17 protein-coding genes are annotated in these 22962 nt (G+C 36.0%); 9 read left to right on the plus strand and 8 right to left on the minus strand.

Translation table 11 applies throughout. The annotated features are described in order from the left end of the window. Window positions 1–13: 13 nt before the first annotated feature. From SH601_RS06230 to SH601_RS06240, 3 genes are all read left to right on the plus strand, one after another. Window positions 14–1906, plus strand: coding sequence for a BglG family transcription antiterminator (locus SH601_RS06230; protein WP_319957409.1), 1893 nt, complete (start codon window positions 14–16; stop codon window positions 1904–1906). Window positions 1907–2054: 148 nt separating this feature from the next. Then, the gene (locus SH601_RS06235) at window positions 2055–3470 is read left to right on the plus strand and encodes a glycoside hydrolase family 1 protein (RefSeq protein WP_319957410.1); all 1416 of its coding nucleotides are present in this window, start codon (window positions 2055–2057) and stop codon (window positions 3468–3470) included. Window positions 3471–3653: 183 nt separating this feature from the next. Further along, window positions 3654–5540, plus strand: coding sequence for a beta-glucoside-specific PTS transporter subunit IIABC (locus tag SH601_RS06240; RefSeq protein WP_319957411.1), 1887 nt, complete (start codon window positions 3654–3656; stop codon window positions 5538–5540). Between the two features lie 462 nt (window positions 5541–6002). Here SH601_RS06240 and SH601_RS06245 read toward each other — a convergent pair whose 3' ends face one another. From SH601_RS06245 to SH601_RS06260, 4 genes are all read right to left on the minus strand, one after another. Then, window positions 6003–6851 (minus strand): CvfB family protein, encoded by an 849-nt coding sequence (locus SH601_RS06245; protein WP_319957412.1) that lies wholly within the window; start codon window positions 6849–6851, stop codon window positions 6003–6005. 347 nt (window positions 6852–7198) lie between these two features. Beyond that, window positions 7199–7885, minus strand: a complete 687-nt coding sequence (locus SH601_RS06250; RefSeq protein ID WP_319957413.1) for a response regulator transcription factor — start codon at window positions 7883–7885, stop codon at window positions 7199–7201. Then, window positions 7863–9344, minus strand: a complete 1482-nt coding sequence (locus SH601_RS06255; protein ID WP_319957414.1) for a sensor histidine kinase — start codon at window positions 9342–9344, stop codon at window positions 7863–7865. Before SH601_RS06255 ends, SH601_RS06250 begins: the two co-directional genes overlap by 23 nt. Window positions 9345–9620: 276 nt before the next feature. Next, window positions 9621–11870 carry an MMPL family transporter gene (locus tag SH601_RS06260; protein WP_319957415.1) on the minus strand — a complete coding sequence of 750 codons (2250 nt, stop codon included), beginning with the start codon at window positions 11868–11870 and terminating at the stop codon, window positions 9621–9623. Between the two features lie 308 nt (window positions 11871–12178). On the opposite strand from SH601_RS06260, the gene SH601_RS06265 reads away from it, so the two are divergent. From SH601_RS06265 to SH601_RS06275, 3 genes are all read left to right on the plus strand, one after another. Continuing rightward, window positions 12179–13504: a S8 family peptidase gene (locus tag SH601_RS06265; protein ID WP_319957416.1), complete on the plus strand. Its 1326-nt coding sequence runs from the start codon at window positions 12179–12181 to the stop codon at window positions 13502–13504. Window positions 13505–13656: 152 nt separating this feature from the next. Next, window positions 13657–14559 (plus strand): nuclease-related domain-containing protein, encoded by a 903-nt coding sequence (locus tag SH601_RS06270; protein WP_319957417.1) that lies wholly within the window; start codon window positions 13657–13659, stop codon window positions 14557–14559. A 543-nt stretch (window positions 14560–15102) separates the two neighbouring features. Next, on the plus strand, window positions 15103–15543 hold the full coding sequence (locus tag SH601_RS06275; RefSeq protein WP_319957418.1) for a cell wall hydrolase: 441 nt from the start codon (window positions 15103–15105) through the stop codon (window positions 15541–15543). A 128-nt stretch (window positions 15544–15671) separates the two neighbouring features. Here SH601_RS06275 and SH601_RS06280 read toward each other — a convergent pair whose 3' ends face one another. The 4 genes from SH601_RS06280 to SH601_RS06295 all read right to left on the minus strand — a co-directional run bounded on the left by SH601_RS06280 (window position 15672) and on the right by SH601_RS06295 (window position 18602). Further along, the gene (locus SH601_RS06280) at window positions 15672–16025 is read right to left on the minus strand and encodes a DUF3147 family protein (RefSeq protein ID WP_319957420.1); all 354 of its coding nucleotides are present in this window, start codon (window positions 16023–16025) and stop codon (window positions 15672–15674) included. Continuing rightward, complete coding sequence (locus SH601_RS06285) at window positions 16016–16432, minus strand: MarR family winged helix-turn-helix transcriptional regulator (RefSeq protein WP_319957422.1); 417 nt, start codon at window positions 16430–16432, stop codon at window positions 16016–16018. Before SH601_RS06285 ends, SH601_RS06280 begins: the two co-directional genes overlap by 10 nt. A 167-nt stretch (window positions 16433–16599) precedes the next feature. Then, a complete protein-coding gene (locus SH601_RS06290; protein WP_319957423.1) occupies window positions 16600–17868 on the minus strand; it encodes a glycosyl hydrolase family 18 protein in 1269 nt (422 codons plus the stop codon). Window positions 17869–18077: 209 nt separating this feature from the next. Beyond that, window positions 18078–18602 (minus strand): DinB family protein, encoded by a 525-nt coding sequence (locus tag SH601_RS06295; RefSeq protein WP_319957424.1) that lies wholly within the window; start codon window positions 18600–18602, stop codon window positions 18078–18080. A 212-nt stretch (window positions 18603–18814) separates the two neighbouring features. Here SH601_RS06295 and SH601_RS06300 point away from each other — a divergent pair, with 212 nt between their 5' ends. The 3 genes from SH601_RS06300 (at window position 18815) to SH601_RS06310 (ending at window position 22896) form a co-directional block, all read left to right on the plus strand. Continuing rightward, on the plus strand, window positions 18815–20866 hold the full coding sequence (locus tag SH601_RS06300) for a glycosyl hydrolase 115 family protein (RefSeq protein ID WP_319957425.1): 2052 nt from the start codon (window positions 18815–18817) through the stop codon (window positions 20864–20866). 264 nt (window positions 20867–21130) lie between these two features. After that, the gene (locus SH601_RS06305; protein WP_319957426.1) at window positions 21131–22267 is read left to right on the plus strand and encodes a sensor histidine kinase; all 1137 of its coding nucleotides are present in this window, start codon (window positions 21131–21133) and stop codon (window positions 22265–22267) included. Beyond that, window positions 22264–22896 carry a response regulator transcription factor gene (locus SH601_RS06310; protein ID WP_319957427.1) on the plus strand — a complete coding sequence of 211 codons (633 nt, stop codon included), beginning with the start codon at window positions 22264–22266 and terminating at the stop codon, window positions 22894–22896. The genes SH601_RS06305 and SH601_RS06310 overlap by 4 nt, the downstream gene beginning before the upstream one ends. Window positions 22897–22962: the final 66 nt, after the last annotated feature.

Here is a 22962-nt window from a genome sequence, read left to right on the forward strand (position 1 = left end):
AAGTGGCGTTTGAATGTTCAGTAAACGACAAAAAATAATCTTATCTTATATTCTTTATATAGACGATCCAATAAAACTTGATTTACTCGCTGGTATTATTCAAGTTTCGATTCATACGATTCGAAAGGAATTAGAAAACATTAACAGAATCCTTTCTGAAAGTGACACTCAAGTGTCCATTTCAAATAAAGGTCAATGTTATATAGAAAATGAGAAGAAGGAAACAGTCAGAAACTTATTAATCAACCCAATTTTTATAGATAAAAATAATATTGAAAATCATATTGTTTGGGACAGGATTTATACGATCATAGGTATGCTTTCCTTTGAAGAAGATTATGTAAGTATGGAAGAACTTGCCGATAGGCTCTTTGTATCCAAATCCACAATTAATTTGAATATAACGGAAATTAAAAGGATCATCAACAGAATTTCTGGTATTCATTTTACTATTTCTAATACGAAGGGATTAAAATTTGAAGGAAAAGAAGAGGGTTTTCGATATCTGTTAGCTAAAATGATCGTCCAAGGCTTAAATATAGAAACTGTTTTACAAAATTTATTTCCTGCAATGGATTTTGATATAGCTAAAAAACATTCTCAAATAAATAAAGCCTTGAGAGAAATCATGGTTAAGCATGATTTCATTATTTCTGGAAAAGCCTTTGGGCTAGTTGCTGCAAGTCTTTTAATATGTGCTATTCGTGATGAGTTGGGATATATATCATATAACCAAATAGATGAGTCCCTTTTACCAATGATGAAGGAGTTAGAGCAACGCTTAAAAAAAGAGGTGGATATCACTTTTACCAATTCAGATATGCTTTACATACAGCAAGTTATAATGGAACAAAATCATTTCTATAAAAATGATAACTGGGATTTAAAGGATAGACAGATTGTTTCAGTCTTTACTCAGGCAGTAAGCGATTTGTTTAAAATAGATTTGCAGAAATATCATCATTTTGAAGAAGAGTTTATGTTTTACATTAATCAATTAAATCAAAGAGTTAAAAATAATCATGATTACACAAACTTTTATAAACGGCAAATTAACCGAATGTTTCAAATGACGACAAGTATTGTTGCTTATTGTAAACCAGATCTTAAAGAATTGGGAGTTACTTATTCAGAGGCAGAGTTAGCCTATATTACGCTATTTTTAGGTAACTATATTGAAACAGAAGAGCCGACCTTAAATATATTGTTTGTTTCTGATGAACATACTGCTTTAGTAAAATGGATTGTGTCTGAAGTTGAGCGCTTGATGGGCACATCTGTACGGATTTTAAATACGATACCAAGATATTTATTTGAGGCTAATATGGACGGATTTTTAAAGAATATCGATGTGATCTTAACGACAGATCAAATTAATGTAAATCATAAACGAACGGTGATTTTCATTCAATCACTATTTGGTAAAGCAGAGCAAGATTTTTTACAATCACTTTTACAAGATTACTTAAAAAAATCTGACATGAAGAAATTACAAGAAATAGAAAGTACAGCAATTGGGCAAGAGCACTTCATACAGATTCCCGTGGAATATAAGGAACTCAATCAGTGTTTCTACTATATGTTAGAAAAGCTTGGATACTTAGAGTCGATAGAAAAAAACGAGATAGATAATCATTTCATACCTAACGATACTAAAATAGCATATGCTTCTTTTATTTCAGATCGCCCAGGCCAGTCGAAGATCATTATTGGTAAATTACCAAAGAGTATTACTTATGGAAATAAAGCAATTCATACAATTATTATCTCACTATACCATGCCAATGATCATGCTATAGCACGTCCATTTTATCAGTGTGTTCGATTTTTAATGGATCCTGCTCAAAATAATCGAATAGGGAAAATCAAAGACTATTCTGATTTTAAGAATTTATTCGATCAATAAAGGCTGTTTAGTTTTTTATCATGAGCATGATAAAAAAACTAAATGGTCTTTTCTTTTTTTCTTCGGTATTTTAGAACTATAGCAAGATTTATAGAAAAGCTGATAAATTTAATAGCAATTTTGACTTTATCAAAGGGAGGAATTATTAATGGAATATAAATCATATTCTTCGTTTGATCCAAATTTCCTATGGGGAGCGGGTACTTCATCCTTTCAAGTAGAAGGAGCGGTTCAAGAGGACGGAAAAGGACTTTCTGTTATTGATGTAATGCAAAAAAATCCTGATATAACAGATTTCTCTGTTGCTTCCGATCATTATAATCGTGTGGAGGAGGATGTTGCCCTGATGGCAGAATTAGGCTTGAAAGTTTACCGTTTCTCCATTGCGTGGACGCGTATTTTTCCAGATGGAAATGGAGAGGTAAACGAAAAAGGGGTGGCCTTCTACGATCATTTAATTAATGAATTGATAAAACATAATATTGAACCGTTAGTGACCATCTATCATTTTGATTATCCGCAAAGCCTTGTAGAGCAATATGGAGGATGGTTATCGAGAAAAAGTATTGAGGACTATCGATCCTATGCGGAATTTTTATTTAAAACATACGGTGACCGTGTCAAATACTGGCTGACGATTAATGAACAAGACCACGTTGTCCGTATTCCAACGCGTCTAGGATTAACTGGGGATGACCATTATGAACAACTACGGCTAGGTTATCAAGCCAACCATAATATGTGTGTTGCGACCGCCCTAACGATTAAGACATTTCAAGAGTTGGGAATAGAAGGGAAGATTGGTCCTGCCATTTCTTATTCCATGGTACACCCTGCTAGCTCAAGCCCTGATGATGTACTAGCTAGTAAGGACGCGATGTTAATCAAACATAATTACTTGATGGATTTACATTGCTATGGAAAATACAGTCATATGTTCTGGAGATATCTTGAAGAAAGAAATTTCACTCCTTCTATAGAAGACGGAGACTTGGATTTAATGAAACAATACCCGCCAACAATGCTCGGGGTAAATTACTATTTCTCTGAAGCTATAAGTGCTTTCCCGGCTACAAAGGAATATCCTATAGGATATCAAAAGAAAGCGCTCTTACCAGAAGCGGAAGCAGGTGTATTTGAAGTAGTAAATAATGAAAATCTTGCAGCTACAGATTGGGGATGGGAAATCGATCCTGTAGGGTTGCGATTGACATTACGTGAGCTTCATGAACGCTATAATCTACCTATTATAATTACAGAAAATGGAATGGGCGCTTACGATAAGTTGGAAGAAGAGGATGTTGTTCGTGATGATTATCGTATTTCCTATTTAAGAGAGCATATTAAGCAAGTTCTATTAGCAATTAATGACGGAGTAAACGTATTCGGCTATTGCCCATGGTCCTTTATGGATATTGTAAGTGGACGTAATGGAATGGCGAAGCGCTACGGACTCGTGTATGTCAATCGAGAGGATTTCGATCTAAAAGACATGCGCAGAATTAAGAAAGAAAGCTTTAAATGGTATCAAAAGGTAATTGCTTCAAATGGAGAGGATTTGTAATTTTGTTATAAATTTAAAAGGTGTTTATTGTCGGTGAATTCTTAATTATTACGGTCACTCAGCACTTTATAAGTCATTAGTTAAAAGCTTATCAATCCCACATTTTTAGGCTTAAGAATGTGGGATCCAGTGAGCTAATACGTTAATTATTATTCACTCTATATAGAACGAGGAGGAAAATAAATGGATCACAAAAAACTTGCCAAAGATATTTTGTCTCTTGTTGGAGACGAAGGAAATATTGGAAGTGTTACGCATTGCTATACAAGATTGCGATTTAACTTAAAAAATGATGATTTAGCAAATAAGGAAAAGATAGAGGCACTTGATGGGGTTATTCGTGTCCAAAATCAAAGTGGTCAATTTCAAGTAGTTATTGGTAATGAAGTCGAAAAGGTTTACAAAGAGATGAAGCAGTTAGGTAATGTTGATAGTGAAACGAGCGATGACTACACGGAGGGAGAAAAAAAGGATAATTTTATCGGGCGTTTCTTTGAGATAATTGCGTCTATTTTCACACCAATTATTCCTGCAATTGCTGGTGCTGGATTAGTGAAAGGGATTTTAGGCCTAGTTACTACACTGAATTGGGCACCCGAAGAGAGTGATATTGTAGCTATTTTAAATATTGTAGCAGATGCTGTATTTTATTTCTTGCCTTTCTTCCTGGCTGTGTCAGCTGCGAGAAAGTTTAAAACAAATGAATTTCTTGCACTTGCATTAGCAGGTGGACTCATGTATCCAACGTTAATCGAAGGAGCACAAGCAATTGCTGAAGGTGGAGCGGAAGGACTATCGTTATTTAGCTTACCAATTCCATTTATAGATTATAGTTCTACCGTTATTCCGATAATTATCTCTGTATGGTTATTAAGCTATGTTAGTAAATGGGTAGATGCTAAAATGCCGAGTGCACTTCGAGTTATCTTTACACCTACTATTATTTTACTAATAATGATTCCGTTTCAATTAATTGCTATTGGACCACTTGGTTCATATCTAGGTTTAGGATTAGCAGACGGTGTTACTTGGTTGTTTGAGCGTGCTGGTATACTAGCTGGTGGAATTCTTGGAGCTGCGCGACCTCTTTTGGTTATTGTCGGAATGCACTATGGATTAATGCCGATAGCGATCCAAAACGTTGCGGTTCTTGGATATGATTATCTAATTCCAGTATTTCTTATGGCTAATATGGGACAAGCTGCAGCTGCTCTCGCTGTATTTATGAAAACGAAAAATAAAGATATGAAAACGATTGCTGCATCATCAAGTATTTCTGCGTTCCTAGGGATAACGGAACCAGCAATGTATGGAGTAAACTTGCGGTTGAAAAAGCCATTTATCGCTGCGTTAATTGGATCAGGAATCGGTGGTGCGTTTGTAACCGGTTTAGGTGTAACATCATCAGCTTTCGTATTACCTGGTTTAACAAGTCTTCCTGTTTTCGGTGGCTCTAAATTTATCTATCTTATTCTAGGTCTAGTCATCACAATAGCGATTTCGATGTTATTAACATTCGTATTAGGTTTTAAAGACATCGAGAGTAAAAAAGAGAAGACAGAGGATAAAGAAGTACCAGCTGTTAAAAATAAACAACCGTCTACAGTTAAAGAGCAGGTGGTGAATAGCCCATTGGAAGGGGAGATTATTCCACTTCAAAATGTAAGTGATCCCACTTTTGCGGAAGGTCTTATGGGAAAAGGAATAGCAATTGAACCGATGAATGGTAAAGTTTTAGCTCCATTTGATGGGTCCATAGTTTCGTTATTCCAAACTAAGCATGCAATTGGCTTACGTTCAGAGCATGGCTTGGAGTTGTTAATTCATGTTGGTTTGGATACAGTCAATCTTGAAGGGAAATATTACGAAAACCATGTAGAACAAGGACAAGATGTTAAACAAGGAGACCTACTCATAACGTTTGATATGGAAAAGATTAAAGCTGCCGGATATCCAACGGTAACACCTATCATCGTAACGAATAGTTCTGATTATCATGACATACGAACGAATGAGCAATCCAAACAAATGAAACATGGCGAATGGCTTTTAAAAGCTGTGAAAAATTAATCTAGCAATCTATACAAATAAGATGTTTAATGGGGAAAGAAACAAGATGTATACACGAAGAGACATTAAATAAAGAGGGGTCAGCTGATAAAATAGTCGTCCTTGTATCTACTAAATTCGTTTATCACGGTGTAAACGTCCGTAAAACCCCCACTTCAAGGTTCGAGTGAAAATGAGGAAGCTAAGTGGGGGATAAACGGACGCTAACGCCCTGATAAGTTTCGCTGATCAGGCACTAGATTTCCCTACTTGTTGTGCTTTTTTGCAAATGCTATCATTGATTCAATTCATTTTTAGTGATCTCTTAATCACGGCGATAACTGTCCGTAAGCAACGGTTTGATACTTCAAGCACTTTTCAGAGTTAGAGTTGATAAATTAAGAAAGCTTTCTTCCATCAGTAGAAACAAAAAATTCTACTGATGGAAGTGTTGCTTTTTCAAAAATGTTGAAGCAAGGACTTCTACTTATTAATTGAATAAGTCTTCCCATCACGCTGCTCGATTTTTTTTTCTTTCATTAACTTCCCAAGTGCGCGTTTAAATGCTGCTTTACTGATGTTAAAGGTATCACGGATATCGTCTGGATCACTTTTATCGGAAAAGGGGATCACACCATCATTTTCCTCTAAAGATTCTAAAATGGCATCAGCATCTTCTAACATACCATGTTGTTTTAAAGGTCGTAGCGATACATTTAATGTTCCATCATGTTTCACTTCGATCGCGCGACCGTTAACTTGTTGTCCTAAGCGTGGTTCTTCTTTTCGTTCGGTATGATGGATAAAGCCGCGGTATCCTTCTTCTGTGATACATGTAGCACCTTCTCGGTCTGTTCGATAAATGCGACCAGTAACCTGTTGGTTCAATAAATCTTCTGGTGCATATTCAAAAATTGTTTCAAAAACTCCTTCTGTTGCTGGTATAGCAAGTAAACGTCCTTTTCGATCTTTTCCTAATGTGACATACAATTCATCACCTGTTTCAGGCCAAACATCTTCAAATAATGGAAGATCGTCTTTTGAAACGAGGATTTCTTTCCCTGTACCGATATTTACAAACACCCCTAGATGTGGCAATACTTCGACAACTTGAGCCCAACCATATGTATCCATGTGGATATTTGGTAGCTGAGTGGTAGCAATTGCTTGGTCTTTCTTGTTTTGATAAATAAATACTTCAACTGATTGTTCTGGCTCTAGCTGTGCTTCTGTTTCGTTATGGTGCAGGAGTATATCATTTTCTAAAACATAACCTGTATCTATTTCACGTATGATTTCCAACGTTTGGATAGTACCAATTAGATTATTCATTATCATTCCCTCTTTCTTTGATTATGTATTGGAAAAGGGGCACCCTTACTATAAGAGTACCCCTTTCATTTATAAAGTAACACATAAGATTTACTATTTTTAAATATCATTTTTTATCTTTATATTTTAACCGCGGTACGTGTTCCACTGGTCATTTTCTAACTTAAGCAACATAAGCCCTACCTGCTCTTACGTCCTTGTGACCCCTAAGTCACGCCAGTGTGAATAAGCATCTTCAAAAACTTTCCGTAGAATGCCAGATACACTTATTTGCTACTTCATTTACAGAATTATTATTATCTCATAGAAATAGTAGAATGTCAACTTTTGTTAGTTCGAGAATAATGTTAAGCATTAAAACGATAGCCTATCCCCCAAATAGTTTCAATATAATCCTTGTTTGTTGCATGTTGAGCTATTTTATCTCTAATTTTCCCGACATGAACGGTAACCGTAGCATTATCACTAATCGCATCCATTCCCCAAATCCTTTCAAACAATTCATCTTTGGTGAATGTCCGTCCGGGATGTGACGCCATGTAAGTGAGTAAGTCAAATTCCTTTGCTCTAAAATGGATAACATGTTGATTAACGAATACTTTTCTAGCTAATTTATCAATGACTAATTCTCTAACACGGAGCTCATCTGATTGCGTCGTATCAACGGTTAATGATTGATATCGTGCAAGGTGTGCTTTTACTCGTGCAACAAATTCACTCATACTAAAGGGCTTTTTTAAGTAATCATTTGCACCTAAACCAAGGCCACGAATGATATCAATCTCTTCTGTTCTAGCTGTTACCATGAAAATAGGTACTTCCATCGACTTACGAATCTTTTTACAAATATCGAATCCATTCGTATCAGGAAGCATTACATCCAAAATGATTAAATCATAGTCATCGTTTAATGCTCTTGTTAAGCCGGCTTCCCCTTTAATTTCGATATCGACACGAAAACCATTTGCTTCTAAATAATCTCGTTGTAATTCCGCAATACTCATTTCATCTTCAATAATTAAAATCTTCGTCATCTTCCTTCACACTCTTTTCTATCGAATTCAATGTAATATAGAAGGCAGTTCCTTCTCCATAAGTGCTTTTCACATTAATTGTTCCGCCATGTGCTTCAATAATTTGTTTCACAATAGCCAAACCGATGCCACTTCCACCATTTGCAGAATTACGAGCTGTATCTCCACGATAGAAACGTTCAAATATTCGGGGGAGGTCCGTTTCTTTAATACCTTGACCATTGTCTTCTACGGTAATAAGGATGGACTCGTGGTAATTATCTAGCGTGATTATCATTTTTTTCTGCTGTTTATCGAGATATTTGAGACTATTCGTTAATATATTTCGAAAAGCTCGCCCTAACTTGTCATGGTCTGCTAAGACATATGCGTGACTTGATAATTTATTTTCGATCTGTACTTCTATCGTTGTTTGTTCAACATCTAAACGTATTTCTTCTATTAATGATTGGACAAAGGTAAGTATGTTTGTTTTTTCAAAATGAAAGGATACACTATTTAAATCGAGCTTGGAAAAAAGTAATAGTTCATCTATTAATTGATCCATATGATCTGCTTTTGTATAAATGGTATGACAATACTTTTCCAGCTTTTCTCTATCGTTAGCAATTCCGTCTAAGATTCCTTCGACATAACCTTTGATCGATGTAATGGGTGTTTTTAGATCGTGTGAAATATTGTTTACTAGCTCTTTTCGGTTCCATTCATATTTTGCTTGTTTTTCAACGGAATCTAGTAGCTTAAGACGCATTTGTTCAAGTGCATCGCTTAGTTCTCCGATTTCATCTTGCCTTGTTAATTCGATAGGAGATTGTAATTCACCTTCTTTTATTTTGTCTGCAGCATCTTTTAATTTGTGTAGCGGTTGGATGATATGTTTGGACATGATGTAGGTTAAAATACCGTTTGCAATAAGAAAGGCGAGTAAAAATGTGCCAACTAAAGTAGGGACAATAATTCGAACAAAGGAATCAATTGGCTTGATATCAAGTAATAAAAAATATGCACCGTCTATGTTATCGCTATAATAAAAATCAGTAGATGTATATAACCATGTTCCTTCATCTGTTCGAAGAAAACCTTGGTTATAACGTGATGAGGTAAGATTGGAAAGTGAGTCGTTTGCAACTGGTTGGGATGAATAGATCAAGTCATTGTCATCTGTAACAATAAGTGTTGCTTGCCGTTTATCTAATAGTGCTTGATATCCTGTAAAAAAGCTGGGATCACGAAAAAGATCTGGATTTTCTTTTATTTGCTTTTCTAGACTAGTATAGATAAAGAGGTCTTCTGTTAGTAACTCATCAATAAAATTATCTTCGATTGTATAGTATTCTTTCATTTCCTCCAGATTTCCAACAAATAAATGAAACAACATATGCAGAAACAATACCATTAATCCAATCGGTAATACGATCATAATGAGATAGGAGATAATGAGTTTTATACGAATGGACATGTTCTTTTCCTCCAATCTTCTTCTCCTTTTTTAAAAAAAGGGGGGAGGTTACCAAATCTATCCTTATCATACCATAGCGATGTAAAAGGTGTAGGGTAGAAGTAACCTCAGTAAGTAAATATTTTATTACGGTGCATGAGTCCGTAAAACCACCACTTCAAGGTTCGAGTGAAAACGAGGAAGCAAAGTGGGGGATAAACGGACGCTAACGCCCTGATCAGTTTCACTAATCATCAGTGGGAGTCAAAAACTCCCACTGATTGAAGTCTCACTTTATTAGTGATATTTTTTTCCTGGGAACCACCAATTCCAATTACCTAACAGCTTCATTGTTGCGGGAACTAGTAGTAAGCGGACAATTGTTGCATCTATCGCTATTGCCACTGCCATTCCTAAACCAAGCTGTTGCATAGGGAGCACACCTGCAAAAGCAAAGGATGCAAAAACAGTGATCATAATGAGGGCGGCTCCTGAAATTAGTGGAGCGGTTTGTGCCACACCTAGTGCAACACTTTCTTCATTGTTCTTTCCGGCTTGATATTCTTCTTTAATTCGGGTTAATAGAAACACTTCATAATCTGTACTAAGACTGAAAAGCAGACCTAATAATAAAATCGGAATAAAACTTTGCATGAAACCGAAATCACCAAACCCTAATAGTTCCGCTCCCCATCCGTATTGGAAAACTGCCACGAGTACACCATAAGTTGCAGCTAACGATAGAGTATTGAGGATAATTGCTTTGATTGGTAATACAACACTTTTAAACGTAATCATCAGAATGACAAAGATTAATAGTAAGGTAAAGGTTAATACATGAATTAGTGCTTTGTTGAGAGAGGAAGATGTATCAATCCCTACAGCAGTTTCACCACCAACATATAGATGAAAGGGGCTATTATCTTTTGCTATCCATTGTCTAATTTCATGTACGATTTGTCTATTTGTCTCACTAGATGAATAATCATTCGTAATCACATCCATAACGGCAACTTTTTCCTGATTAGATAAGGAACGATCCAACATTCGAGAAACATCGTCTGGGAATGTTTCTTTCTCTTCTGTCATCATCATGCTGATTGTTTCTAGCTCCATATCAGGAAAAAAGGATAGAAAAGATGATACGTTTTCGACATTTTCTAGTTGGGTGAGTTTTTCTGTTAGATTTTCTAAAAAGGATAGGTTCGCTTCTGTTGTTAACGGCTCATCATCAGACTGAATGACAACGTGAATTGGGGAAGCATAACCTACTCCAAATGAATCTTGTAGATGTTCGATGCCTTGTCTAATTTGTGTGTCTTCTGGGAGCATACGTGAATCTGGTGTGGAAACTTCTAAATCAACTGCTGGTATGGCGATAACCATTAAAAATAAACCAGTCCCCAATAAATAAGCTATCGGTCGACGCATTACTTTATGTGACAAACGATACCAGATACTTTCCGTTGGTTGAGCCATTTTTTTCTTGAAGAATGGTAGTTGTAAGTTGTTTATACGATGTCCGATTATCAATAACAAAGCGGGTAATAGTGTTAGCGTTGCAATCATTAAAAAGAAAACGACAGTCATTACGCCCATTGCAATCGAACGAACAGCAGCTATATCAGTGAATAGAATGGCAGCCATCGAACCGATAATAGTAATGCTAGAGAAAAGAATTGCGTGTCCGGCATGTTTTAACGTGCTAGTTAATGCATTGAGCAACTCTCCATTCTGTCTATTTAATTCTTCTTTAAAGCGCTGAATAAAGATTAAAGAAAAATCAATCCCCACCCCAATTCCTAACATTAACGTTGCATCGAGTATAAAAACAGACAGTTCTGTTTGCTCGGCGATAAAAAATAAGAAGCCTAATGATGCTACAATGGAGTAAGCCGCTAAAATAAGTGGCATAAGTGAAGAGATGAATGACCGAAATACGAAAAGTAAAACGAGTACAATGATTGGCAGTGCATATAAATGTGCTAATTCTAGCCCTTCCTGACTAAGTTTTGTTGTTTCTCCCCAAAAAGCAGGCGCACCTAACAAAAACACTTGAAAACCGAGTGGTTCCACTAATTCTACAAGTCTCTCTTGGATATCAGGTAAAACCTTTTGCGCGAATCCTTCGTCGATGTTCATTCCGATAAATCCAATGCTTGTATGTGGATCATCCCCGATAAATTGACTCTGCATCTCAGTGGAAACACTATCCCATGTTTCTACGAGTTCAATCGTTTCTTCTTTTTGTAGCAATTGCGAAATGGATTGTAATGTTTCTGTGTATGCGGCTGATCCGACTTGATGCTCATCATGTGTCACTACTAATGTAAGCGAAGAGTCTTGTCGTCCTTCGACTTGATCAATCATTACTTGATAGGCAGTAGTAGAATCTGCTTCAGGATCATTCCAACCACCACCAGTAAGTAAGTCACTTAATTGTAAAGCGAAGATTCCACTTGCGATTATACATACGGTCCAAACACTTACGATTATCCAGCGAAACTGATACATTTTGTTAGCGTATATTTCTGTTATCCTATGCACGCTCATTTTTCCTCCTTATAGTCACTTTATTTGCATACTTAGAATAACTGGAAAATCTATCATATCCTTAAACAAAATCTAAACTTTTTATAAAGTGAGACTGCAATCAGTGGGAGTTTTTGACTCCCACTGATTGTTAGCAAAACTTATCAGGGTTTTACGGACTCATGCACCGTGATAAAAAATAGCTATAAGGAAACAGTGGTTTCATCATTATTCACCTATTTTCGACTTTTAAAGGACAATCATGCAAGCTAAGCATTTTATTCCCTCATAGTTTGTAAGAAAAATAGAAATGAGGCGATATTTTGTTTGGTTATTCCATGGTTCAGACAGTACGTAGCAATGCAAGCAAGTTAGACAGACCTTTACGTGATGAATTAATCCATCTATATAAGCCCTTTAAGTATACACCGTGTTTTTTACATCGATTCTTTGAAAAAAGGTTGAAACGTAAGAAAAAGTTGTCCGTTATTGTGCAGTTTTATCCAGAAGAATTTGAAGCAGGTTGTCAGCAAATAGAGAGCTTAACGAATGAATTTAGTAAAAATAAGTTCCATCATTATTACTCCAGAATTTCCTGTTGTTCAGCAGATATGACGCCGGACAGTTTGGAAGCAATGCTAAGTCATTGTAAGCACGTGAAGAAAGTTTATAAAAATAGAGAAGTTCATGCATTATTAGATGTTGCGGTTGAATCCGCTCATGCGAAAAATATAGTGAGAAATAACAACCAATTAACAGGAAAAGATAGTAAAATAGCTATTCTTGATACAGGTATATATCCACATCAAGATTTATCAGGCAGAATAACTGATTTTGTCGATTTTATTAATGGTCGTTCTAATCCATATGATGATAATGGTCATGGTACACATTGTGCAGGGGATGCAGCTGGTAATGGTTCTGCCTCAGGCGGTAAATATGCTGGACCTGCACCGGAAGCAAGTGTTGCAGGTGTGAAAGTGTTAGACAGATCCGGTTCGGGTTCATTAGATACGATTATGCAAGGTGTTGAATGGTGTATACAATATAATGAAAACAATCCAGAAAAACCAATTGATATTATCAGTATGTCCCTTGGTACAGACCCATATGATTATGGAAGGGCAGAGCGCGATCCGTTAGTGCAAATAGTCGAGGAAGCGTGGGATAACGATATTATTGTTTGTGCAGCGGCAGGTAATAGTGGACCTGAGCCACAAACGATTGCCAGTCCAGGTCTTAGCAACCAGATTATTACGGTTGGGGCGCTAGATGATCAGGATACAGTTGACAGAAGTGATGATGATGTAGCAAGCTTTTCGAGTCGAGGACCAACGATTTATGGAGAAGTAAAACCAGATATTTTAGCGCCAGGAGTTAATATTATATCGTTACGTTCACCAAATTCGTATATAGACCGATTCCAAAAATCCAACCGTGTTGATGGAGACTATTTCATTATGTCAGGAACATCGATGGCAACACCAATTTGTGCAGGGATTATCAGTTTAATCAAGGAACATAATCCAGCAGTAACACCTGATGAGATCAAAGAAATGTTAATAGAAGGAACAGATATATGGAAAGAACGAGATAATAATATATATGGTGCTGGTTATATTCATGCAGAAAACACCATTCCACATTAAATAGGGACATGCTCCTATTCGGAAGTGATATATTTCTGAATAGGAGTTTTTCTGTATGGTAAATCTGTTGAAGAAAGCTCCACTTTTTCTGGACGATTATGACAAATTTTGTTATCTTTAAAACAAGCTTAAACGAAAGGATGATGGATAACATGATACGGGAAAAACCGTATGAATTACAACTGTATGAATTGTTAAACAAACGAAAGATGCTGTCAAACAATGAAAGCAAAAAATACCGACAGTTACAAACTGGTTATCAAGGAGAATTGCTATTTGATCAGTATGTTCAACATATTGCTGGTGAATACCTTTCTATAAAAGACCTCTCCCTTTCCTTCAAGCAACGCTACTTTCAACTTGATCAACTCCTTATCATCAACAATCAAATTTATCTATTTGAAGTGAAAAACTACCGTGGTGAATTTGCTTATCAAAAAGGAAAATTGTACAAAGATCAAGCAACAGAAATAGATGATCCACTGATCCAATTAAGGCGGTCGGAGTCATTATTACGCCAACTGCTAGCAGAATGGAAGATGTCCTTTTCCATTGAAGCAAAGGTAGTCTTCGTTCATCCAGAATGCACCTTATATCTTCCATCCAGTCATCCCAATATTTTACTTCCAACACAAATAAAATCATTTTTTCGTAGTATCTCACCTTCTTCCATCAGTGATCCAGCCTTTTATTCTCTTGTTATTAAATTAAAAGAAAACAGATTACACCAATCACCATATCAACAACTACCGAGCTATCATTTCGATGAGTTAAAAAAAGGAATTACATGTAAAAAATGCGGAGGGATTACCCAAACAAGACATGGCCGGACTTTTATATGCAACAAATGCAACAATCAGGAATTAATAATAGAAGCCATTGTACGCAATATTCAAGAATTTCAACTCCTTTTCCCAGACGATAAGATAACAAGCAAACGAATGACGGAGTGGTGTGGGAGTGATGTGACTAAAAGAACTATTCAATACGTATTAATAAATCATTTCGTAAAAAAAGGAAGTCATAAAGGGACGTACTATATTAACGATAAGTAACAACAAATGATGTGATTTACTAATACGAAGAAAAAAGAGATATGAACAAAAAAGAAGGATGATGCAGGTGAAAAGTGTAGATAAAATAAGATATGAACAAAAAGAAGAATGATGCAGGTAAAAAGTGTAGATAAAAAAAGATATGAACAAAAAGAAGAATGATGCAGGTAAAAAGTGTAGATAAAAAAAGATATGAACAAAAAGAAGAATGATGCAGGTAAAAAGTGTAGATAAAAAAAGATATGAACAAAAAGAAGGATGAAACCAGTAGAAAGTGTAGATAAAAAAAGATATGAACAAAAAGAAGGATGAAACCAGTAGAAAGTGTAGATAAAAAAAGATATGAACAAAAAGAAGGATGATGCAGGTAAAAAGTGTAGGTAAAATAAGATATGAACAAAAAAGAAGGATGAAACGGTAAAAAGTGTAGATAAAATAATATATGCACAAAACAAAGGCTGGTACAGCAAAAATTGTTACAAAAGAAACTGACAATCACATCTCTGGAAGGTAATTCATACACTGTTTTTAGAGGTGATCAACGTGGCGAGAGTGAAATATAATGATAGTGATATTGCTTTGATGGCAAGGATGATGAGAGCAGAAGCGGAAGGTGAAGGAAACTTAGGGATGTTAATGGTTGGGAATACCATTGTCAACCGTTTAAAGGCGAACTGTTTAGATTTTCAAGATTTACGATCAATATCTGATGTTATTTATCAAGTACAAGGTGGAAATTATTCTTTTGAAGCGGTGCAGAAGGGGAATGTTTTTTATAATAGAGCGAGAAGTAATGAAAAAAGGCTTGCCGAGAAGACATTGAAATTTTGGAGAGAGCACCCATCAAAATATTCTCTTTGGTATTTTAATCCATATGCTCCATGCCCGCCTACATGGTATGGTCAACCATTTGCAGGACAATATAAAGACCATTGTTACTATGAACCAGAAGCAAATACATGTGAAGCTGTTTATGGCTGGTAAAATCTCTACATACGTAGAGATTTTTTTTTATTATACCCATTACGAAAATGACCGGTAGATTGAATAAATAAGTATTATGTGCTTTTGAATATTCTTATCGATGATTTTTTTATTCTCCAAGATAAAATTTAGTGAATGAAAAAAAATCTAATATACTTTACTACAAGTTGTTGTACTAGTAGGAATACTAACCATCCTAATATACCTAGACTAATGGAAATGTATAAATGTAATGATCTTTGTAATGCAAAATAAATGATAAGTAACATAATAGCAGTTGCTGGAAACCCCCACAGTACTCCTAATGCAAACCTGCTTAATGTAGCTGTTTTTTCACCTTGAACATGGAGCCAGATAATACTTAATAAACTTACTAATGGTAGAGCTGCGATAATCCCCCCATAAGAGGGAAGTTTTCTTGCCACTTCTGTTACGATTCCAATTATAATAGCAGATACAGCAATTTTTAATATTACATACATTCTTTGGCACGCTCACTTAATAGCTTTAAAGCACTTTCTATTGTTCTTTTTTCATTTTCGTCAAGCTGCTCCAATAATTTTTTTAGCTTTAATTCATCTAAACTCGTATTTCTGTGCAAAACTTCCTTTCCGTAATCTGTTAAGTTTAGTATTACTTTCCTTTCATCTAATGGATTTCGTTGTTTTAATATATACTTTTTATTAATCATTCTTTTTATGTGTTCTGAAGCAGTATTGTGTGAAATATCCAAATGTGAAGCAATATTATTTACATTTATTTCTTGCTTCTTATCAATAAGTTGCAAAATACGTATCGCTTGGTGAGAAATTTTTTCTTGATGAGAATAATGTAAGTGAAAATAAATATCAGTCCAATATTGGTTGAATAGTGAAACGTTACTTTTCATATAAAGACCCCTTGTGTCGTTTTTTAAGATTATATCGTATGATGCGACGCAAAGTCAAGGTTTCCGAATAGGTAAGTAGGGATGTAATATTGAAAGTATAAGAAGTCATTATCCAGTATTCATGTTAAAGAATAACTGTAAAACAAGAGAATTGTTTAGAGATAAATTTACTTTACTTCTCTTTTTTCCACAACAAAATGATTATACAAATAAACCCAATTCTGTGGTGCAGGCAAATTGATGTGCCAATAAGTCACTCCTAATAATTGATATTGATCAACTAAAACGTACTTTGCTCGGTAGCTCCTAATATCCTCAAACCAAACGATATGTTCTTCACCATTCTGCGTGTATGAATACCATGGTGTAGCGGCTGTTTGATCATATTCAATTACGGTCTTCGCAGAAATAGCTTGATTTTGCGCGCGGTTGACGGATAATGCCGTAGTCGATTCTGCCGCGATATCCCAATCATATCCGTATAAAGGGAAGGCGATTTGTACTTTTTGTGGATGAATTAAGCTTGTCGTATACTGTACAACCTCTTCCACCCATGTAATCGGTGCAACGGGGGCAGGTGGTCCACCTGGATATCCATAATCCATCGTCATCACCGCCACGATATCAGCAATTTGACCAATCATTTGATAATCATAAGCCCCTACGATGCGATTAGTTGGTAAATCTTCTGTTTTGGCATGGACATTCACATGTAAAATATGAGAACCAAGTGCACGTTTTAATTCATATAGAAAAAGGTTAAAGTTTTCTCTTTCAGTAGGTGGGATGAATTCCATATCAAGTGAAACACCGCCATACCCTTTTTCATCGATGACTTGTAGTAAGCTATTAATCAAATTGGCCCGATATTCCGCATTTCGAAGCACATTACCTGCTAACTCTGCATCAAAATCATCACCAGTAAAATTACGAATCATTAAAAGAGGCGTAATACCTACACGTTTACTTTCCTCAATGGCTGCCGTATCATCCAATAACATCGAGACGTATCCTTCTTCTGTAAACGAGTAAGCGACAATCGCCACATATGTAAGAAAGTTGGATAAACTGCGTAGTACAGACAAATTGCCGGGTATCAAGAATCCTAATGTTTCCATTTGTCGCATTGTTGCTGTTGGTATGAGCAGCTTTTGTCCAATAGATAAAGAATGAGGGTTGATGGTAGGATTTGCTTTTGTAATAGCAGTGATAGTTGTATCAAAGTGATTAGCTAATTGCCAAAGTGTATCACCTTCTTTGACGATGTAGGAACGATATTGGATGATATCTGTATCCGGAATATAGAGTGCGAGACCAGGAACAATATCATTTGCAGAAGGTAAACCATTGACCGCTACAATGACAGCAACAGAAATAGTATATTGCTTAGCGATTTGTGCTAACGTTTCGCCACTTTGAACAACATGAATAGCCATTTGTATTTCACCCCCTATATTAGTGTATGGTGATAGGGGGAGGTAAATGATAAGGGATTGGTTTACATAATTCGAAAGTGGCCATTAAAAGCAAAAAAGTGGCCATAAAATCCTCGAAAGTGGCCATAAAACGTCAAAAAGCGGCCATAAAATCCCCGAAAGTGGCCATAAAACATCAAAAAGTGGCCATAAAAATTACCATGGCCCCACTACATGTTTAATTGTTTAAGGGTTCGCTTAATTGCTCGAATCTGACCGCGATGATTGATTTCGTCTTCTAAAACATGAAACCACAAATAATATTGATTATAAGTCACACCATTATCCCATTGATGTTCTTCATATAGCCAATCGTCGTCTTTGGATTTTAAATAGGAAAGTGTGTCGCTTCTAACGTTAGCTAGTTGCTCCAAATAATAGGAAATGGAGTGACCTTGAATTGCCTCTCTTGCTTGCGTACCAAGCTGTAAAGCTGCCGACCATTTGGAAAGTTCATCTGTTGACAAGTCCCTTTTTTCAAAAGAGATAACTTGGTGAACATATTCTATTGCTGCTATATGTGATAGTAGAGCACCAATAGAATTAGCTTGACTGTCTGATAAAAAATCTAACGCTTGCTTTGTTAGTGAATCGATTTCATTTAAGGTTACTTGTCTTGCATGTTGTAGCATCCAAACTAATTCACCCATTTTGTCAGCGTATCCGTCCATACTTGTTAATCGATAATTGACCATTGATATCCCTCCATTACGTGATAAAACTCATTGTAACAAAGAATAGGGATATTTTAAGTCTAATAATGATGGAAAAATTATGATATAATGTTAGTAGTTATACAAATGCTATCGGTGTAGATTTTTCAAAAAATTCTAGAAACAACAAAATTCTAACACAACAAGTTACGGCATAAAATGTGGATTAAGAATTGTATGATGGAGGTTTGATAATGGACTATTTTCATCTCAATGATAAAACAAAAATTAGAACAAATTGCCGTTTTCCCACTCCGATCCAATATGCAGTAGATATATTAAAGCGGGATATGGGGAAGGTGTTAGATGCAGGAACAAGGCTAAAAGATGATAGACAATCCATTATTGAAATTGGTTATGTTTCGGAACCAGATAAAGACAATTGGGAGCAATACATCATATCTTTTTCTCAAACAAATGGCATGAAAACAATGCATGTACAAGGAAATGATGAATTAGGTATTATTTATGGTGTTTTGTACGTAAGTAAAGTGTATTTGAACATAGATCCATATTGGTTTTGGGCTGACCTATCAGTACAGAAAAAAGATAGTATATCTATTCCTATGAAACAAGTTATCTCTAAACAACCAAAGGTACGTTACCGTGGATGGTTTGTAAATGATGAAGTTTGCTTAATAGGATGGAAAAAAGAATATCCTCCAACGAGAGAAGTATGGCTACCTGTGTTCGAAGCATTACTTAGATTGGGCGGAAATATGGTGATTCCAGGAACAGATTTACCGCGCCATGGTATTCATTTTGAGTTGGCCTCTGAATTGGGTTTATGGATTACTCATCATCATGCAGAACCCCTTGGGGCAGAAATGTTTAAGCGGGCATTCCCAGATAAACAGGCGAGTTATACGCGCCATCAGGATTTATATGAATCTTTATGGGAAGAAGCCATACAACAACAAAAGGATAAAAAGGTAATTTGGGTATTGTCCTTTCGAGGGCAAGGAGATGAACCATTCTGGAAGCAAGACTCAAGCTATGATACACCTGAAAAACGAGGTGAGTTAATTTCAAATGTAATCGCGAAGCAGCTACATTTAGTTAAAAACTATGTGGAGGAACCAGTGTGTTGTGTAGCGCTCTATGGCGAGATTTCTGAACTTTATAAGAGTGGAAATATCTCGTTGCCAGATGGAATTATTAAAGTATGGGCTGATAATGGTTATGGAAAAATGGTTTCTCGACGAAATGGTAATGAGGATTTTCGTATTCCGTCCGTGCCAGAAGGAACCGATCAAGGAAAGCAAGGGTTATATTATCATGTAACCTTCCATGATCTACAAGCTTCTAATCATTTAACGATGTTTCCGTCATCCCCATCCATAATCAGTCGTGAATTAGAGAATGCTATTCAATATGGAGGAGATGATTATTTACTTGTAAATGCGGGTAACATTCGTATGCACTTGTACTCACTCGAGCTGGTAAGTGAAATATGGAAAAATGGAAAAGTAGATACAAAGGATTGTTTAACACGTTTTATAAAAAGGTTATATTCTTCTCATCATCAAGAGTTAAGTAATCTATATCATCAATACTTTGAATGTACTATTTTGTATGGAGAGCATGAAGATAATCGGGCAGGGGAACAATTTTATCATCACCCTGTAAGAAAAATAATTAGTCATTGGATACAAGGGAAATATGGTCAAAATCTGCCATCGTTAAACTGGGTTACAGGTGATCGTTCCTTTTCGGAGCAAGTTCAATGGTTGAAAGAAAAATGTGAGGATTATGTAGAACGATGGTCAGAATTAATGAGGAAATGTGAACAGTTACATGTTCGATTAAATAATAATGATAAGCAAAGATTTGCTGATCAGCTTATTATTCAAGTTAAATTGCATGAATCGGGTTGTAAAGGATTTATCGATGTTTGTACAGCATTTCATTACTTTAGAGAAAAGAAATACCCAGAGGCATTTGTTTATGCTTCTGAAGCAATATGGCATTATCAAAAAGGATATGAAGCTATGCGGTTATCAGAGCATGGAAAATGGAAGGACTTTTATAAAGCAGATTGGTTAACAAATGTAGAAAGTACGATTCAAAATGTTGATACATTAAGAAAATTTATCCGAATGTATGGTGATAGTCCTGATTTCTTCCTTTGGTATAAGAAATATCTGATGCCAGAAAAGGAAAAGTATATTTATCTGGAGAATACCCATCGAAAACCATTAACAGATGATGAACTAGCAAAAAGGTTAAAGGAGGTATTATTTTAAATTTTATTTTAAAAGCGATTTTATAAATGTGATTATCTATAACTCAGGTTTATAAATATGAATTAATAGGCCAGGTTATAATAACCATCTAAAAATATTATACAGTCATTTTATCACGGTGCATAAGTCCGTAAAAATCCCACTGATTGTAGACTCGCTTATTACTAGCTCCTTTTCTTTATCACCAAATTTACAGGGAAGATAATGCGCCATTCCCCTCATCATAGTATAATAAAAGAAAAAGTTTACCAAGGAGTCCCTTTTATGAATAAAACTTATTTCATCTGGATTGCGCTCCACGCTGTAGTCTGGCCACTCACTTTTTTAGGTTCGGACTTACGATTAACGAATTGGCATTGGTTGAGTTTATGTATTTATTGCATCATCTTATTTATTATTCCGGTTTTTATAAACAACCCGCTCCTATTAACAGTATTATTTAGTATACAGGTTTTACCAGTTTTCCACTTGTTTTATGCGAGTGATGCGACTTCTAGTCCGTATTTGTTGTTGATACACGGATTAATCGTAGCAGAGGCGTTATTCCGATTAACATGGCGCTATAGTATAGTAGTGCTCGCTACACATAGTATAGGAGTCATATCCTTTTTAACGGTATCGACCCTTCCTCAACAGCAAGTAATCTGGATTGGTCTTTTTTACCTACTATTGATAACAGGATTAGTCTATTTTCAGATGATTAATACTCAGGCAAGAGAAACACGCAGAAAAAATGATGCTTTACTTGATGAATATAGACGGATGAAAAGACAGCTCGTAACAGAGGAAGAACAAGCAAGACAAGATGAGCGGATGTTAATTGGTCATGAAATTCATGATTCAGTTGGACATAAATTGACAGCTTTACTCATGCAATTGGAGGCATTCCGCTTAACAGTGACGGAAAATGAGCAAGGAAAAGTAGCAAAATTGAAAGAGCTAGCTGACCAAAGTTTAAAAGAAACAAGGAGAGCCGTAAAATCATTCAAGCAAAATGAAGTCGGAGGATTGCAAGGATTGATTCGCCTTATTCGTAAACTAGAAGTGGAAAGCTTTATGAATGTTAACTTCTCTGTCAAACATGGGGCGTTTGCTGCAGGACTTAGTGGTGAACAATCATTTGCTATTTATCGTGCGGTGCAAGAGGCTTTGACGAACATTATGAAACATAGCTCCACCAGGGAGGCACATATTACCTTTGAAGCGCCAGGTGGTAGCATTTTTCGCTTTGAAGTCGTTAACCCAACAAAGACGAGCACCTATTTTACGGAAGGGTACGGTCTAAAGGCGATGCGGCATCGTTTAGAAAAGGCAGGCGGTTCATTGGAAATTGACCATGATGAGCGACATTTTATTGTAAGAGGTACGATTCGATTAACGAAAACGGAGAGGGTAGAATGATTAGAGTATTGTTAGCTGAGGATCAAGTGATGGTCCGCCAAGGCTTGAAGGCGATGATTGAAACAGACGCAGAAATAGACGTAACAGGGGAAGCAGATAACGGTAAAGAGGCTATTGCTCTTTGTGAACAACAGTTATTTGATGTGGCAATATTAGATATTCGCATGCCCAAAATGGATGGTATTGAGACAGCAAAAGTGTTGCGCACCCGTTTTCCACATTTAAAAATATTGATGTTGACGACATTTGACGATAAGCAATACGTGATGGATTCCCTGAAAATCGGGGTAAATGGTTACATGCTAAAGGACGGAGATACGGAATCACTTATTCGTTCCATTAAGAGTGCACTAAAAGGTGGCCTTTCTCTACAAGACCAAGTAGCGGCAAAAGTAGTACCAGAGTTACTAAAGAAAGAGGAAGAAGCAGACATAAATCCAACGTTAACACCAAGAGAACGAGCAATTCTCACTTGTATTGGAGAAGGACTCAACAATAAAGAAACTGCCGATCGCTTAGGTTTATCTGTTGGGACAGTCAAAAATCAAACGAGTCATATATTAGAGAAATTGGCATTACGAGATCGTACCCAATTAGCGATTTATGCGATTCGCCACCGGTTAGTATAGAAAAAATGACAAAAGTAACAGACGAATAACGATTTGGTGACCAGAGTCAGTAGTGACTTTGGTCTT

Origin of the sequence: Gracilibacillus pellucidus, assembly GCF_033949965.1 — a bacterium.
In the GTDB taxonomy this organism is placed as follows: Bacteria; Bacillota; Bacilli; order Bacillales; family Amphibacillaceae; genus Gracilibacillus; species Gracilibacillus pellucidus.